General features: G+C 62.6%; 12 protein-coding genes and 2 pseudogenes. 8 read left to right on the forward strand and 6 right to left on the reverse strand.

All coding sequences use genetic code 11. The features are described from left to right. Positions 1–3: 3 nt before the first annotated feature. The 3 genes from CO667_RS14630 (at position 4) to CO667_RS14640 (ending at position 4,470) form a co-directional block, all read left to right on the forward strand. Positions 4–1,635 (forward strand): hypothetical protein, encoded by a 1,632-nt coding sequence (locus tag CO667_RS14630; RefSeq protein WP_097619051.1) that lies wholly within the window; start codon positions 4–6, stop codon positions 1,633–1,635. Between the two features lie 125 nt (positions 1,636–1,760). Beyond that, positions 1,761–3,536, forward strand: a complete 1,776-nt coding sequence (locus CO667_RS14635) for a peptidoglycan-binding domain-containing protein (protein WP_097619052.1) — start codon at positions 1,761–1,763, stop codon at positions 3,534–3,536. Between the two features lie 166 nt (positions 3,537–3,702). Next, positions 3,703–4,470, forward strand: coding sequence for a hypothetical protein (locus CO667_RS14640; RefSeq protein WP_097619053.1), 768 nt, complete (start codon positions 3,703–3,705; stop codon positions 4,468–4,470). A 63-nt stretch (positions 4,471–4,533) separates the two neighbouring features. On the opposite strand, the gene CO667_RS14645 is transcribed toward CO667_RS14640, so the two are convergent. Next, complete coding sequence (locus tag CO667_RS14645) at positions 4,534–5,937, reverse strand: aspartate aminotransferase family protein (RefSeq protein WP_097619054.1); 1,404 nt, start codon at positions 5,935–5,937, stop codon at positions 4,534–4,536. Between the two features lie 1,367 nt (positions 5,938–7,304). Here CO667_RS14645 and CO667_RS14655 point away from each other — a divergent pair. Then, positions 7,305–7,811, forward strand: coding sequence for a GNAT family N-acetyltransferase (locus CO667_RS14655; protein WP_097619056.1), 507 nt, complete (start codon positions 7,305–7,307; stop codon positions 7,809–7,811). A gap of 145 nt (positions 7,812–7,956) precedes the next feature. Further along, the gene (locus tag CO667_RS14660) at positions 7,957–8,889 is read left to right on the forward strand and encodes an ornithine cyclodeaminase family protein (protein WP_097619057.1); all 933 of its coding nucleotides are present in this window, start codon (positions 7,957–7,959) and stop codon (positions 8,887–8,889) included. Between the two features lie 136 nt (positions 8,890–9,025). Here CO667_RS14660 and dapB read toward each other — a convergent pair whose 3' ends face one another. Both dapB and CO667_RS14670 read right to left on the reverse strand, forming a co-directional pair. After that, a complete protein-coding gene (gene dapB, locus CO667_RS14665) occupies positions 9,026–9,898 on the reverse strand; it encodes a 4-hydroxy-tetrahydrodipicolinate reductase (protein ID WP_097619058.1) in 873 nt (290 codons plus the stop codon). Positions 9,899–9,972: 74 nt separating this feature from the next. Further along, positions 9,973–10,188, reverse strand: coding sequence for a hypothetical protein (locus tag CO667_RS14670; protein WP_097619059.1), 216 nt, complete (start codon positions 10,186–10,188; stop codon positions 9,973–9,975). A gap of 196 nt (positions 10,189–10,384) precedes the next feature. Between CO667_RS14670 and CO667_RS14675 the strand changes: the two genes are divergently transcribed. Further along, positions 10,385–10,774, forward strand: coding sequence for a VOC family protein (locus tag CO667_RS14675; protein ID WP_097619060.1), 390 nt, complete (start codon positions 10,385–10,387; stop codon positions 10,772–10,774). Between the two features lie 118 nt (positions 10,775–10,892). Here CO667_RS14675 and CO667_RS14680 read toward each other — a convergent pair. Beyond that, positions 10,893–11,497 (reverse strand): annotated as a pseudogene (locus CO667_RS14680) (histidine phosphatase family protein). A gap of 258 nt (positions 11,498–11,755) precedes the next feature. On the opposite strand from CO667_RS14680, the gene CO667_RS14685 reads away from it, so the two are divergent. Beyond that, positions 11,756–12,229, forward strand: a complete 474-nt coding sequence (locus CO667_RS14685) for a VOC family protein (RefSeq protein ID WP_097619061.1) — start codon at positions 11,756–11,758, stop codon at positions 12,227–12,229. An 86-nt stretch (positions 12,230–12,315) separates the two neighbouring features. On the opposite strand, the gene CO667_RS14690 is transcribed toward CO667_RS14685, so the two are convergent. Further along, the gene (locus CO667_RS14690) at positions 12,316–12,717 is read right to left on the reverse strand and encodes a GFA family protein (RefSeq protein ID WP_097619062.1); all 402 of its coding nucleotides are present in this window, start codon (positions 12,715–12,717) and stop codon (positions 12,316–12,318) included. Between the two features lie 425 nt (positions 12,718–13,142). Between CO667_RS14690 and CO667_RS14700 the strand changes: the two genes are divergently transcribed. Continuing rightward, a complete protein-coding gene (locus CO667_RS14700; protein WP_097619063.1) occupies positions 13,143–15,023 on the forward strand; it encodes an ABC transporter ATP-binding protein in 1,881 nt (626 codons plus the stop codon). A 297-nt stretch (positions 15,024–15,320) separates the two neighbouring features. Here the strand turns inward: CO667_RS14700 and CO667_RS14705 are convergent. Then, a pseudogene (locus tag CO667_RS14705) lies at positions 15,321–16,061 on the reverse strand (IS110 family transposase); the annotation flags it as partial. Positions 16,062–16,168: the final 107 nt, after the last annotated feature.

Genomic DNA, 16,168 nt, shown 5'->3' on the forward strand with positions numbered 1-16,168 from the left:
GCCATGGCGAAACAGAGACGCAGGACGGAGCCATCCCCGGCAAAGGCTGCCCCGGCGGAGGTCGGGATCAAGGCGGAAATGGGCGAAGCCTTGATCCGTATGTATCGTCAGGGCCTGGGGGACTGCTTTCTGCTGAGATTGCCGCGACGCGACGGCGGATATTTCTCTATCATGATCGATTGCGGCGTCATTCTCGGCACCAAGGAACCGGAGCCGAGAATGACGGCTGTTGTCGCCGACATTATCAAGACCACCGGCGGCAAGGTCGACATGCTCGTGGTGACCCACGAACATTGGGATCACGTCTCCGGCTTCGATCAGGCAACCGGCCTGTTTGCCCGCAAGGACGAAGCCGCGGCCGGAAAGCTTCGGGTCGACAAGGTCTGGTGCGCCTGGACGGAGAACGAGAAGGACCCGCTCGGGATCGAACTGCGGAGCGGGTTGCAGGCCCTCTTCGGGCGCGTCGCACTGCAGGCGCAGCAGCTCCATCAATTCGCGGCAGCGGCGCCTGCGGACAAAAAGGCGGCGGCCGAAGACAAGGCCGATGCCGTCGCCAACCTGCTGTCCTTCTTCGGCATGGAACCTGACGACGCTATGCTGGGCCTCGGGGCGGCGGGAAAAGTATCGAAGACGAAAGCGGCGCTCGACATTGCCAAGCAGCTGGGACCGGTCAGCTATCACAGCCCTGGGGAACCGCCGACCCAGATCAAGGAATGCGACGCCCACATCTATGTGCTCGGTCCTCCTCGCGACATTAAGATGCTGAGGATGACCGAACCCGGTCAGGCCGGCTACCATCTGGCGGACATCGGGGTGAACGGAACGTCGCTCAGTTCTTCCCCCGACGATGACGATCTGCCCTTCGAAGAGCGGTTTTCGCTGCCTCTGCCGACTGGTCCGATGGATTCGCCGATGCAGGCGCCGGAAGATCCCTATCAGTTTCTCTGGGACCATTATCTGGCCGACAAGGTGAAGGAAGCCCGCACATTGCGCCGCACCGAAGCGGCCGGCGCCATCCCCGGCGGATCGGAAAGCGACGCCGGGCGACCGAGCGACAGGGTGTCCCGCGACGTCATGGTGAACCAGAAGTGGAGACGCATCGAAGCCGATGACCTGGAGAACGGCGCCGATCTTGCGCTTCAGCTCGACGGCGCGACCAACAATACCAGCCTCGTTCTCGCCGTCGAACTCGGCGACGGAGGGCCGGTGCTGCTCTTCGTCGGCGATGCGCAGGCGGGCAACTGGTTGAGCTGGGATGCGATCACCCCCTGGAAAGTGAATGGCAGGACCGTCACCGTCGACGACCTTCTCGCGCGCACGGTGTTCTACAAGGTCGGTCATCACGGCAGCCATAATGCGACGCTCAAGGACCGGGGCCTCGAAAAGATGACGCACGACAATCTGGTCGCCCTTGTGCCCGTCGACCGGTCGATGGCGCGCCGCAAACGGTGGAACCGGATGCCGCTGCCTTCGATCATCGACACCTTGAAGAAGATGACCGGCAACCGGGTCGCGCTGAACGAGATCGATGTGCCTGAGGGCGAGGAGGCGGTGGCGTTCGATTTCGGCGCAGGGTTCTCCAGGGATGCGGGCGGCAAGCTCTGGTACGAGATCGTCGTCCCCGCAACGAAATGAGCACGCATGACGAAAGGAGGCCGCGTTCCCGTGAAGGGGCGCGGCGAGTGCAACAGCTTGAACGCCGTGTGCGATTTTCCGAGGGAAGAAAATTGGCCGGCAGGCAACCATGAGGGGGAAGTTCCATGGCATTCAGCGGTCAGGATATCGTCGATGTCGGCTCGACGCGCGTCGGGCAGAAATATGTTCTCGGGGCGCAGGTTCCCCTCAACAATCCGGACTGGAAGGGTCCCTGGGATTGCGCGGAATTTACGTCCTGGTGCACCTACCAGGCCTATGGCCTCATCTTCGGCGCAGGCGGTGTGCACGACGTGAAGAAAGCCGAGCCCTATTCGGGCTTCTGGTACAGCGAGGCCAAGAAGAACGGCAAGGTCATCCGCTGGCAGGATGCGCTTAACATTCCCGGCGCCTTCCTCATCAAGGCGCCGCCCGGCCAAGGCAAGATCGGCCATGTGGCGATCTCGATGGGGGACGGCAAGAGAACCCTCGAGGCGAGGGGCCAGGCCTTCGGTGTCAACATATTCGACAAGGCCGGGCAGCGGCCGTGGTCAATCGGCTGCCTGCTGCCGGGCGTGGAATATGCCTCCGAGCCGGCGACCATCGACGTTGCAACGATCAAATCGGCGCTGAGCCTGCCGGCAGAGTTCCTTGCCCTGCACCAACCGCATCTGAAGGGCGCCCACATCATCACGCTGCAAAAGGCCATTGCCGCGAAAGGCATCGATCCCGGCCCGATCGATGGCGATTTCGGCCCGATGACGCATGCGGCCGTCGTCTCGTTTCAGGTGACCAAGGGGCTGGAAATCGATGGCATCGTCGGCCCCGCGACCGGCGCGGCACTTGGGCTTCCATCGCCGATCGTGCCGAGCGCCGCCGACGAGGCCGCCTGGGAGGAGCTGAGGAAGCCCGCAACCGCAGGCCCGATAACATTGGCCGCGATACCGTTGGCCGCAACAGGCGCCACGGCATTGGCGGCGGCAGGTGCGACGGAACTGGTCGACGCCATCGCGCTGAAAAACGGCGCCTACCGGGCGACGACCACCAATGGACTTGCCTTCATCGTCGGTTCCTCGACCAATTTCAGCGACGACATGCACCGCACAGGCTTGTTTCAGGGATCGAGATCGATCGCCGACAGCGTCGCGAACTTCGGCATTTACAAGGCCGGGGACTATGAGCCGGTCGACAGGCAGTGGGCCCACTTTCTCGTGCCGACGTTCAAGGCGGAAGGGGGACGGTATGCCACGCTGAACACTTATGACCGCGCAGCATTCACCTTCGGCGCCCCGCAGCTCGCGGCGCATACGCCGGATATGAACTTCATCATCTACCTCAGATCCCTGCTGACGCTTGCCGACGCCGACAAGCATTTTCCGGAGCTGACGCTCGCCAACGACAACAAGGGCGTGAAGAGGGTTCATCTCAAGAAAGCCGGTGGGCTCATCAATCTCGAAGAGGCGGTATTGGTGACGCGGCCGAACGGCATCAAGGAAAAGCAGCTCGCCAAGCTGATGGCCTACCTCAATCCGTCACCGACGCGGATCGACGATGCGGAGCTTTCGGCCGCCGCGCGCCTGATGAACTGGCTGCGGCAAGACCCGCGCGCCAAGCAATTGCAGATCACCGTCTTCGTGGACCATGCCAAGTCCAATCTCGCGCGCGCCAAGACCAAGGTACCCGCATTTAACGGAAGCAAATGGAAGGAGGCCCTCTGGATCATGGATATCATGCACCAGGGGCGCGGAACATTCGCAGATATCAAGGCAGCCTTCAATTCCGGCAATCCGGTCGGTAGCCTCTCCGGCATCGGCGCCTCCAAATATCGCGAACGCATCAGCACGATCCGGGACGGAGTGGCGGCTCTCGAGGCCAGCGGCGTCCTCAACGGCTTCACGGTGTAGACAGATGACCCGCGCACCCATTCCAAACCTTTCCTCGACACCAACGCGATCATTCCTTCCGGCAGTTCACGGCGGTTGCTTTATTCTCCTGATGTCAGCGAGCGTGCTGGGATCGGCCTGTCCCTCGTTGGCACAACAGGCAGACAACGCGTCGCAGCAAGGTGTCATGGGCTTCGCAAGGGCAGGCGATCTGCTTGCCATCCTTCTCGGATTGTTCGCCGTTGCGGTCGTCATGGAGCAGGCGATGACCGCGCTTTTCCAGTGGCGCGTCTATCGGCGATATTTCGACACCCAGGCGCTGAAGACGCCGCTGATGTTCCTCGTCGGCCTCGGCGTGGTCCTGTCCTTCAAATACGATGTCTTCAAGGACGTGTTGACGCTGGTGTCACCAGAACAGGGGGCGCCGAACGAAACCATATCCAGGTTGCTTTCGGCTCTCGTTCTCGCGGGCGGAAGCGCGGGCGTCTACAACCTACTTGTACGCCTCGGCTTTCGTTCCCCACCGGCGCCTCTTGCCTCGATCCCGGCCCTCGACGAGACCGAGGCCTGGATATCCGTGACGGTCAATACGACCGAACCGGTCGCCGCGGTCTGCATTGCCGAGAAGATCGACGATGCCTCGTATCAGCCGGCAAAGCTTCTCGGCGTCCTGAAACAGAGCAAGCTCCGGGGCGTCGCGGGATTCAACATGATATTGGGCGTCTTTCTCGCCAACCCGATGCGCTATCCGAATTATGGCGGCCGCAAGGTAAAGGCCAATATCGACTACAGGATCACCGTCAGGACGGCGACCTCGGAGGTGACGGTCTTCGAGGGACGGCTTGCAAGCCGCGCTATTATCGATTTCGTCGTCACGGTGCCAGAACCAAGTGAAGCGCTGAAATCAGGGGAAGCGCCGGCATCAGACGAGGTTTTGCCGGCTGCCGGTCAGTGAGCGGCTTGGCAGCTCGACCCCGACACGGCGAGCATCCAACGAAATCACTCGTTGCATCCAGCCTCAGCCGCCATTGACGCGCCGGTAGGCGGCAATGATGCTTTTCGCTGCCGTCTCCGCCTGATCTGCCGTCGTCTGCCAATTGGTGACGGAGAGGCGCAGGATGTCGCGGCCGCGCCATTTGGCGCCGCCGGCAAAGAGGATGGCGTCGGCCTGGATCTTTTCGATCGTCCTCCGGGTCAGCGCATCGCCTTCGCTATCCGGCCGGTCGCTGCCGAAGCGGATGATGAGCTGATTCAGCGTCACCTCGTTCAGAATGGCGATGCCGGGTTCGCGCGACAGGTGGTCGGCCATCACCAGGGCCGAGGCGCAGCATTGGTCGATGAGGGCGGTGATGCCGTCGCGGCCGAGATGTTTCAGCATCGCCCAGGTGGCAAAGCCGCGCGCCCTTCTCGAAAGCTCCGGCACGTAATGGGACGGATCGCGCTCGCCTTCGCCGGCGAGCGGCAGATAGCTTGCGGCGATCGTCATGGCGCGGCGATGGGCGAGTTCGTCGCGGACGATCGCATAGCCGCAATCATAGGGCGTCTGCAGCCATTTGTGGCCGTCGGTCGCCCAGCTGTCGGCCGCTTCGATGCCGCGGCTGAGATGGCTGGTCTTCACCGATGCCTGCGCCCAGAGGCCGAAGGCACTGTCGACATGCACCCAGGCACGCTTCGCCTTCAACAGCGGGATGATGGCGGCGAAATCGTCGAAGGCGCCGGTATTGATCTGCCCCGCCTGGAGAATGGCGATGACGGGACCAGAGACCGTATCGAGCGTGCCCGCCAGCGCGGCCGGGTCTATCCGCCCCACCGGATCGGTGCGCAGACGCAGCACGCGATCATGCCCGAGGCCCAGGAATTGCAGCGCGGAGAATACCGTCGTATGGGCGTCGTCGCCGATCAGCACGGTGATCTCGGGCGCGCCGAACAGGCCGTTGGCATCGGCATCCCAGCCCACCTGGCGCAGCACCTCGCCACGCGCGGCGGCAAGGCAGGTGAAGTTCGCCACCGTCGCGCCCGTCACGAAGCCGACCGAGCTTTCGGCTGGCAGCTTCAGGAGATCAAGCAGCCATCTCGCAGCGACGGTCTCGACGGCGGCCGCGGCCGGAGCGGCGGTATGGTTTCCGGCATTCTGGCCCCAGGCGCTGGTAAGGAAATCGGCCGCGACGCCGACCGGATGGGAGCCACCGATGACCCAGCCGAAGAAGCGCGGGCCGGTGGTTGCATGCAGCCCCGGTTCGGCGTCATTCGCCAACTGCCGGATGACGTCAAGCATATCGGAACCGGCCGCCGGCAGCGGCTCGTCGAAACAGGCAAGCGAGGTTGCGTAGTCGTGAGCGGGCACATGGCGGGGAGGGGCTGCCTGCCGAAATCCCGCCGCAAGCCGGGCGGCTTCCTGAAACAGAGATGCAATTGCCGACATCGGATCCCCCTTGCTGCCGCCGATCCTGCGGGGCCTGCCCCCCTCGAAGCTGGTTGCCGCCGCTATCCAATCTAGCCGATATCGCCGGCGCTGTCTTGGCCGAGCCTCTCGCCAATGGGGCAGCCGGGAATAGCAGCCGCGACGCGCGGCGAGGCGTCGCGAGGCTGGCCGGCTTTCGGCCGCGCCTGACATCCGTGCCCAGGCCGCGCGCAGGGCCTTTGCATGGTCGGCATACTGGAGGATCTAAGTGACGGCGGTAGCCGCCATTGGCGCGTCTCGCCTTTGCCGGGATACTTAAGATAAATCGAGCAATGCGGGAGTTGTTTCCTGATTCCCTCCAATAACAACTTATAATCTGCTGCAGATTTCTAAAATTATTAACATATGCTTAAAATCTATTGCGTTTTCTCTAAGTATCGTTCAATGATGCGGAAATATCATTCGCGCCGCTGTCAAGGCCGGTCTGCCAATCAGCGAGGGATATGCACTGAAGTATTTTGTTCTCTACACGCTGGTGTGCTCTGTGGTCGGGATAGTTCTTCTCGTCGTTATCCATCAGGTTGCACCCTTCAAAATGGACGGGCCGAACGATCAAGCGACCAATTGGTCAGCCGATGAACCGGCGACCGGGTCAGCCGATAAATCGGCGACCGGGTCTCCCGATGAAACGGCGACCGGGTCTCCCGATGAAACGGCGACGGGATCAACCGATCAGCCGGATAATCTGGTCGTGCGGTCGACGCGCGAACTGAGTGAGCGACCGGGCGCCCAGCCGCCCGATCAATGGGACCTTCGGCCAACGAACCAACCGGGGGCCCAGCCATCCGATCAATCGGGCGTCCGCAAGGGCGGCCGGGTGGGAACTCCTGCTCAATAGTTGCAACGGAGCACCCGCCTCGTCCTTCGAGGTCCCCGCGGGGCGCCCCAGGATGAGGCTCTCTTGGCGCTGGCGCGATGTAGCCGGGAGCAAACCACGGCAATCCACCGCCTGTTATTGGCGCGGCATCTTCCAACGTCTCTCATCTTAAGGCGCGTAGCCCATAGGACGGCCTCGAAGGGCACGCCGCGGCGCTGCTTCTTGCATCTGGCTGCAGCCGGAGTATCCGCCTCGTCCTTCGAGGCCCCTGCGGAGCGCCTTAGGATGAGGCTCTCTTGGTGCTGGCACGAGCCGGTGGCGTAATCGTCGCCGCGCGCAAAACGCGGCAATCCACCGGCTGTCACTGGAGCTCGGCATCTTCCAACGTCCCTCATCCTGAGGCGCGTAGCCCATAGGGCGGAGCCTCGAAGGGCACGCCGCAGCGCTGCTTCTTGCGTCGGCCGGAGCTCTCTGCAATGACGATGGCTGAGATATCCCACGAGGTCCCCCGATGGATGCAGGCGGCGCGACGATCAGGCTTATCCAGGCAGATGAAGTGGAGGTTTTCCGGCGTATCCGTCTGGAAGCGCTGCGCGCCGAGCCGTCCTCTTTTGCAAGCCGCTATGAAGATTGGGAGGTTTTGTTCGACGAGGAGTGGGCCAATCGCCTGACCGAGCCGGTTTTCATTGCGTTCCAGGACGGCGAACCCGTCGGCATCATGGGACTGTTTCGCCAGCGGCCGAGCAAGATGGCCCATCGCGCCACGATCGTCATGGTCTATGTCCGTGCCAACCTGCGTGGAACGGGTCTTGCCGGGAAGCTGCTGGCGGCGGTTTCCGATCACGCGCGCGATATCGGCGTCCGGCAGCTGGAACTCTTCGTCAGCGCGGAGAACCCGGCGGCGATCCGGTTCTATCAGCGGCAGGGCTTTGCCGAGATCGGCAGAATCCCGGGCGGCGTCCTGGAGGAGGGCAGGGAGATAGACGACGTCATGATGGCGCGGCGTTTGAGCGGGTAGGATCATGGACGTCGGAGGATGCCTCACCCAACGAGGCGGTGGAGCCTGCCGTGCCCAAGGACGGAGGCGCATGAATTTACCCGACCTCTTGACCTCAAGCGGGGTTGGGGTTGCAGCATGTCCGGCACCAACTGGAGGTTCGGCGGTGACGAAAATTTTGCGCGACGAGGATCTTGGGGGCGGCGGGTTGATGGCGGTCGCGATCGATGCGCTCGAGACCGCTTTTCTCGCGCGAGCCGGCAATCGGCTGATCTCTCCGCCCCGGCATCATGTCTCGTTTCCCGATCGCGGCGATCTCGTCTTCACGGTCGGCGGCATCCTCGGCGACAAACCGCTCGCGGGCTTCCGGGTCTATGAAACATTCGAAGGGGCGGAGCATTCGCAGATCGTTGCGGTCTGGTCGGCCGATGACGCCAGGCTGAAGGGCATTGTGCTCGGAGAACGGCTCGGCAACCTCAGGACCGGCGCGATCGGAGGTCTCGCCATTCGACATCTCAGCGCGCCGGATGCCAGGATCGTCGGGGTTGTCGGCAGCGGAGCGCAAGCGCGAACTCAGCTTGCCGCGGCCGCCGCCGTTCGAAAACTGGACGGTGCCCGCGTCTACAGCCGCGACGAGAAAAATCGCATCGCCTTCGCAAGCGAGATGCAGCACGCCTTGGGCCTTGATATCGAGCTTGCCGACAGCGCTCGGGAAGCCGTTGCCGACGCCGACATCGTCATCTGCGCGACGACCAGCCAAACGCCGGTCGTCCACGCGCGTGATTTGAAGCCCGGCGTGCATGTCAACACCGTCGGCCCGAAAACGCTTCAGGGACACGAGCTCGGCCTGGACATCGCCGATGCCGCAGCCGTGATCGCGACGGATTCTCCCGAACAGGCGCATGCCTACGCTTCGCCCTTTTTCCTCGCCGGCTCCGGCAACGAAGTTCGCATGGCCGACCTTGCCGACATCATGGCCGGGAAAGCGGCCGGGCGGGGATCGCCCGAGGAGATCACTCTGTTTTGCTCCGTAGGCCTTGCCGGAACCGAAGTCATCGTTGCTTCTGCGGTCATCGATAAGTTGGGTGTGCCGGGTTAGATTTTGATTCAGGAGCGGGTTTCAAGTCCTTGTTTTCATCCAGGTCATCGCTGGGATTTCAGGTCGCAGGATTTGCGACGAGGGCAGGGAGATCGACGACGTAAATCGCAGGGGCGGCATCCACTTGGAATTTGAGTCAAGGACGCGCGTGAAGACTCTGTTCACTCGGTCTGTTCGCCCCTTCTGCCGACAGGCCCAGGACATCCCGCATGCCATATTCGCCGGGCGCGCGCCCTGCTATCCAGCGGGCGGCGGCAAGCGCGCCGCGGGCAAACATGCCGCGATCGAGCGCCGAATGCGAGAGCGTTACGACTTCCTCGGCGGCGGCAAAGAGCACGCTGTGTTCGCCGACAAGCCCGCCGGCGCGCAAGACGGCGAAGCCGATCTCGCCGGGCGGCCGCTCGCCGGTGATGCCGTCGCGCCCGCGCCGCTCGACGGATGAAAGGGAAACGCCACGGCCTCCGGCGGCTGCTTCGCCGAGCATCAGCGCCGTGCCGGACGGCGCGTCGATCTTCCTGTTGTGATGGGCCTCGAGGATTTCGATATCCCAGCCATGCGCAGGAAGGGCGCGGGCCGCCTGGGCGACGAGGCCGACCAGCATGTTGACGCCGATGGAGAAGTTGCCGGAGCGCAGGATCGGAATCCTCCGGGCAGCACCCGCGATCCGTTCCAGCTCATCCGGCTCGAAACCCGTCGCACCGATCACCAGCGCCGGCCCGCCGGCCGAAGCGCAGAAGCCGGCAAGTTCGGCGGCAGCGCTTCCCGTCGTGAAATCCAGGATCACGTCGGCCGCCGTGATCGCGGCCGAACGATCGATCAGTCCGGCACCCATGGAGCCCTCACGGCCGATGCCGCCGACGAAGACAAAAGCCGGATCGGCCGCCAGCAGCGGCAGGATGGCGCGACCCATGCGGCCGTTCGCGCCGGCGACGGCTATTTTGATTGGTGGGCTCACGGTCTTTCCTTGGCTCGCGATATTTTCGACGGGAGGGTTGTTTGCATCCGGCATTCACAGGAGAGGGAATTTGCAACTACCGCATTCGGCTCCTCGCGCAAAGCCGGATCTCTTCTGGCCGACTGGCGCTACCAGTTGCCGGGGTCAGCGGTGTGATCGATGCTGGCGAATTCATCGGCCTTTTGCCGATCCAGCTTCACCTCTGTGGTCGCCTTCGTCTCGTCGGTGACCGCGTAGCGGTCGGGGACCGGTCCCCTCGATAGTTCCTGATACAGGAGCAAGGCGGCTTCCTCGGCGGTGTCGGCCTCGATTTCCCGGGTGATGGTGACGGTGAACTTGTGCATGGCTTGGGGCCTTCTCGAGCGTCGCGCAGGCGTGTGTGCAGCTTGCCCAGTCTGCCACGAGTTTTGTGTCAAGGACACAAAAAGCGCGTCGCTTAGAATTTGATTCATGCGACGGTCGCAGGTCTTTGTTTTTATATAGGCCGTCGTGGCAGAACCGCTGCACCCGTTGGGTGAATTCGGCCGAGGAGGAGAGATCATGCGCCTGAACCAGGTGACCGTGACCATGCCTGACCTCGATGCAGGCTGGAACTTCTACTGCACCCTCGGTCTCAAGCCTGTCGTTGACGCCCGTCCGCGGTATGCGCGCTTCGTTTGCCCTGATGGGGACAGCACTTTCTCCCTGCATCAGGGCGAAAGTGGCGGTGGTGGGACCACAGTATACTTCGAGTGCGAAAGCCTGGACGAAACGGTCGGCAGTCTCGGCGAGGCCGGCCTTCACTTCGTAAGCGGCCCCGAGGACAAGAGTTGGCTCTGGCGCGAGGCAGAGCTCCTCGACCCCGGCGGTAACCGCGTCATCCTTTATTTTGCAGGATCGAACCGCGTCGATCCGCCGTGGCGGGTGGATCAAGGCCGCAGATCCGAGTAGGGACCTCGGCGCCCGCCGCGGCGCCAATGTAGTCGCAGGTGTCGATCTCCGACATCACGCTGCGCCACAAATCGGCAAAGACCTTAGCAGGCCGCTGCGGTCACCCGGACATAAACCCTTATTGTGGACTCAGGAGGGATATCGTATCGGCCGAAGCGCTTACCATACTGAATTCACGATCGCAAAGGCGATAGAATCCGTTTTGGGGAACGGGCAGTTCCAACATTTCCCGTTTTGAAAGGCGGAATATACACCGCGTACCAGTCTGCCAAACAGTCCGTGAGAAATCGCGACTGTCGGTCCACGTATTCCTGAAATCCAGTCCTTCGCCCGGGCACAGGCGTCGTCAAAGCTCTCCCCGTCGGGAGATTTGAAATACCAATCAAAAGCGTCGGACCCGTCCAGCATTCCCGGAAACTCGTTGTCGATCTCGAATTTGGTCATGCCGTCCCAAGAGCCGGTGGTCACCTCCATGAGCCGCGGTTCCGGACGAGCCGCCAGCGGCAATAGCCGGCCGATGCGGGCCGCAGTCTGCTGCGTTCTGCCGAGAGGGCTGAGGTGGAGCTGGAACGATTGTTCGCTGCCGGCAATTTCCTTCCTCAGAAGCTTCGCCATTTGTTCGGCCTGTTCGATACCGCGCTCTGTCAGTGGTGAATCTTTTTGACCCTGAAACCGACCTAAAGTGTTCCAAATGGTCTCGCCGTGGCGAAGCAGGTAAATCATTGGCGTTGTCCTTGATGAAACAATTGGCTGAACTGCCCGCCCGAGGCGCGGTTGTAGCAGCTAAGTGATGCGACAGGTCAGCGATGAGCGCAACTGATGCGACCCGATGAACCGGGTCTTCTGCTGTCGGCGAAAGAAGGTACTTCGACAACGCTCGGCAGTGGCCGCGTGAAATCGCTCGGACCGGACTGGAGAAAGACGGTTTGCCTCTTAGTTTCAGAACGGAAATGTAAGCGAAGAGCGAGAGAGGATCACGCAATGGCAAAGAACACGATCTGCGTATGGTACGACAAGGACGCTGAGGCTGCTGCCCGGTTCTATGCCGCGACGTTTCCCGACAGCGCGGTCGGCGCCGTCATTCGTGCGCCGGGAGACTATCCCGATGGGAAGCAGGGTGACGTGCTGGTTGTTGAATTCACCGTTGCGGGTATCCCCTGCATCGGCCTGAACGGCGGTCCCACGTTCAAACACAATGAGGCTTTCTCCTTTCAGATCGCAACCGACACTCAGGAAGAAACCGATCGTTACTGGAACGCCATCGTCGGCAATGGCGGCCAGGAAAGCGAGTGCGGCTGGTGCAAGGACAGGTGGGGTGTGTCGTGGCAAATTACGCCGCGCGTCCTCTCCGAAGCGCTGGCGGCGGGTGGCGCTCAGGCAAAGCGTGCTTTCGATGCGATGATGACCATGAGGAAGATCGACGTCGCGGCGATCGAGGCGGCGCGGCGCGGCTGAGGCGGCCTGACGCAGAACGATCTCCGACCAAAGCGTCGCATCTGGCGGGTGTCGATCTTCGCGGTCGCCGGACCCGTGGCAGGCTGTCAGAACCAGAGATCGCCTACACAGCGCCCTTTGGACGGAAGGTCCCCAAACGTCTCCAGGCCGTCGAAATGATCGATGGGCAGATCCCGGACGAGATCCGGCGGCGCAAGCCGCAGGTTGACGGCCATGCGCCGGCGACCATCCTTTTGAAGCCGCAAGCCGCGCCAACTCAAGACACAAGCGCAGGATGGACAAAACAATATTTCGAGAGACGACGTGTCCCTGCCGGTGCGGGTGTAGGAGGCGGTCTGCCCCGCGAGCGCGATACGCTCTTCTTCGTAATCATAGGCCCACAGAGCGCCGTAGCGCCGGCAGAGCGTGCAGTTGCAGGCGGTGATCGAGCCGGGATCACCTTTGAGCGTCCAACTCGCCTTGCCGCAATGACATGAGCCCGTCAGCATGACGTCCGTCCGATCCTGCTTCCTGTTCCATGACGGCATCCTGCCTCAACGGCGCGATGACCGCAATTGGGCGATCCGGGTGTGAAGATCGGCGGCGCAAGTGCCCGCTTTTGGCGGGGCTGTCCTACTTTTGCTGCGGGCGCCGGTTTTATGGATCGCGTTTATCCATGGATGCCTGCAGGAGTCTTGCGAGCCAGGCCCCGCCTTCGTCCCGCACGGCCGCCTTCGGCGTGGTTACGTTCATCGGACTGAAACGATCGGCTGAATGGGGTGCCTTGCTTCCTCGTGCTCGCGGACCGGGTTTCGCGACAACGTCTGTTGGGAAATTTCTGAAATTTCTAATTGAGATCACGGCCAGAAGGTGGTTTTCTGCGATCCAGCGTAGCTGAGTCCACGCCTCCTCCCGATCTTGATCCGAGTGGCCCATGTCGATCTCCGATGCGATCTATCGTCCCTTCGAAACCTTGATCCGTCCGCTCGACATTCCCTACCGGCCACTGCCGTCGAAGGGACCCGTGGCGGTTCTTTTGCATTTCATCGCGATGTTTCGAGGTGTTCTGATTGCGCTCGCGCTCGCCTCCATGGCGATCGAAGCCATCAATCTGACGATCGTCTGGGGGCTTTCTGTCATCGTCGACGGTGTGACTCAAAAGGGCGCGTCTACCTTCCTGCTCGACGAATGGCCGCTGCTTGCCTTCCTCGGCCTGCTGATCTTTCCAGGCATGCCGATCGCCTCGTTTCTGCTCAACACTTTCAACTCGCATACGCTCGGCGTCGGTATGCCAGCCGCCATCCAATGGCAGGGTCACAAGGCGGTGGAGCGGCAGGATCTTGCCTTTTTTCAGGATCTTTTTGCCGGACAGGTCGCCTCGCGCCTGTCGCAGGTCGCGTCCTCCGTCCAACAGCAGATCATAGTCGCCTTCCAGGCTGTCCCACGCTTCCTGCTGCAGATGGTCGGCTCAGTGATGCTGCTCATGAGCCTGTCCTGGCAGCTCGCCTTGCCTGTTATCGTCTGGATCGCGCTCAATGTGGCATTGGCCATCAGGATGGCGCCGACCTTTGCCGAACGTTCGCGTAGCACCGCCAAGCAGCGCAGCCTGGTGGCCGGCGCCATCACCGATCTCTACACCAACATGCAGATGATCAAGCAGTTTGCCGCCGAAGACAGCGAAGCGGGCGCTATCCGCCGCATCATTCAGAAATCCATGCAGACGCAGCACAGCGAGCAACGCATCTACCGCACGTCGGAATTGATCGTGGTGGCGCTCAACATGGCGCTCTGGCTGGCCATGCTTTCGATCGGTTTTTCGGGTCTCGTCCGCGGCTTTCTGACGGTTGGCGAGTTTGTGGGCGCGGTCTATATCCTCCAGCGGCTGTCCGGGCACACCTTCACCTTTCTGCAGATGGGTCAGCAGATCTTCCAGGCAATCGGTACGATCAAGGATGCCATGCCCGTCCTGACGACGCCGCCCACCATCACCGATCGGCTGGACGCGGAAAGCCTGATTGTCAGCCGTGGGGAGGTCCGTTTTGAAAACGTCGGCTTTGCCTACACGTCCGGCAAGCCTGTCATCGATCACCTTTCGCTGACGATCCGGCCCGGCGAAAAGGTGGGTCTGGTTGGCCTCTCCGGGGCCGGCAAGACGACGCTCGCAAACCTGCTGTTGCGCTTCTACGACATCGGCGACGGCGCGATCCTGATCGACGGGCAGGACATCCGCGCGGTCACGCAGGCAAGCCTTCGCCGCGCCATCGGCGTCATCGCGCAGGACGTCGCGCTGCTGCACCGTTCGGTCGGCGACAATATCCGCTACGGCCGGCCGGAGGCGACGCGGGACGAGATCGAAGCGGTGGCGAAGATGGCCAGTGCCGATGGCTTCATTGCCGATCTTGCCGATGGCGAGGGCCGCAAGGGTTATGACGCTTTCGTCGGCGACCGCGGCATCAAACTGTCAGGCGGCCAGCGGCAGCGTGTCGCCATCGCCCGCGTTCTCCTGAAGGATGCGCCGATCCTGGTGCTCGACGAGGCGACGTCAGCTCTCGACAGCGAATCCGAGGCCGTCATCCAGGAAAGGCTGAACCTCGTCATGGAGGGAAAGACGGTGATCGCCATTGCACACCGCCTGTCGACCATTGCCAGGATGGACAGGATCGTCGTGCTCGATCATGGACGCATCGTGGAGGAGGGCAGGCCGGAGGAACTGGTCGAACAGGATGGCTTGTTTGCCCGCCTGTGGAAACGCCAGACTGGCGGTTTCATTCCCGAAGAGATCGACGACGCCTTGCCGGGCTCGTCTGAGACCTGAGCGAATGGGGCTACGGCGCCATAGGCGCTTGTGCTACGGGCGCTGCCATCCATCTCCCTCATTCCTGTGCCCGTCACAGGAATCCAGCCACCGCGCGTCAGCGCGGTGAATGACTCAATGCGACGGTTGCAAAAGTCTCCCGCGCCCAAGGACTTGGGCGCACTGGATTCCTGTGACATTCCTCGGGCAAAGCCCGAGGAAGGGAATGAGGGAAGGGAGGAGACGTGATCAGCCCATCGTCCGCTCACCAAGACCCGTATCCCCCACGCCGGGATGACGTCAGCGGACCAAGAGCAGGCGGCCGCCGGCGATATGGCGCTGGCCACGCCAGGTGCCGCTGTCGTGGGCGATGGGGGCAACACCGACGAGGGCTGCGAGTTTCTTGTCGTCGATGTCGCCGAGTTCCGGCAGTTCGGCGATGAGCACGGCGGCGCTGACCTCGCCGATGCCCGGCACGGTCAGCAGCAGGTCGCGGCGTGCGGCCATGTCGGGCTCGGCCTCGATGGCGAGCGCGATGGCGGCATCGACGCGGGCGAGCTGGGCCTTGAGGGCGGCGAGGGTCTCGCCGATCAGGGCTGCGACGGCTTGCGGGGCATGTTCGAGGCGGTTCTTCTCGGCAACCGCCATGTCGATGAGCTGGCGGCGGCGAGCGACAAGGGCAGCAAGCGCGATGCGGCCGTCGTCGATATGGGGGATCTGTGCCGGCCGCATCGCTCGGGCGAAGTGGAGGGTGACGCGGGCGTCGACCTGATCGGACTTGGCCAGCCGCCCGCTGGCCCTGGCGAAATCGCGCACCTGGCGGGGATTGACGACGGCGACGGCAATGCCGGCGGCCATCAGCGTCCTGACGATCGCCATCTCGTAACCGCCGGTGGCCTCGACGACGACAAGCTCTGCGCCGGCCACCGCCGTTGCCAGCGCGGCCCGGCCTGGCACATCATTGTCGAAGCGGACAACGGTGCGTTTGCCCTCGACGGCAACGTCGAGATGGGCCTTCGAGACATCGATGCCGACCATGAAAGCTTGCGCGACATGCATGACTGCTCCTCCTTGCAACGCGGGCTCAAAGCCCAGACAACCGTTCGAGCCAAGACATGGCGACGGAGATGCTCGCTGAGGCACGAGTTCAAGACCCGAGGATGACA

This window comes from Rhizobium sp. L43 (genome assembly GCF_002531725.1).
Taxonomy (GTDB): domain Bacteria; phylum Pseudomonadota; class Alphaproteobacteria; order Rhizobiales; family Rhizobiaceae; genus Rhizobium.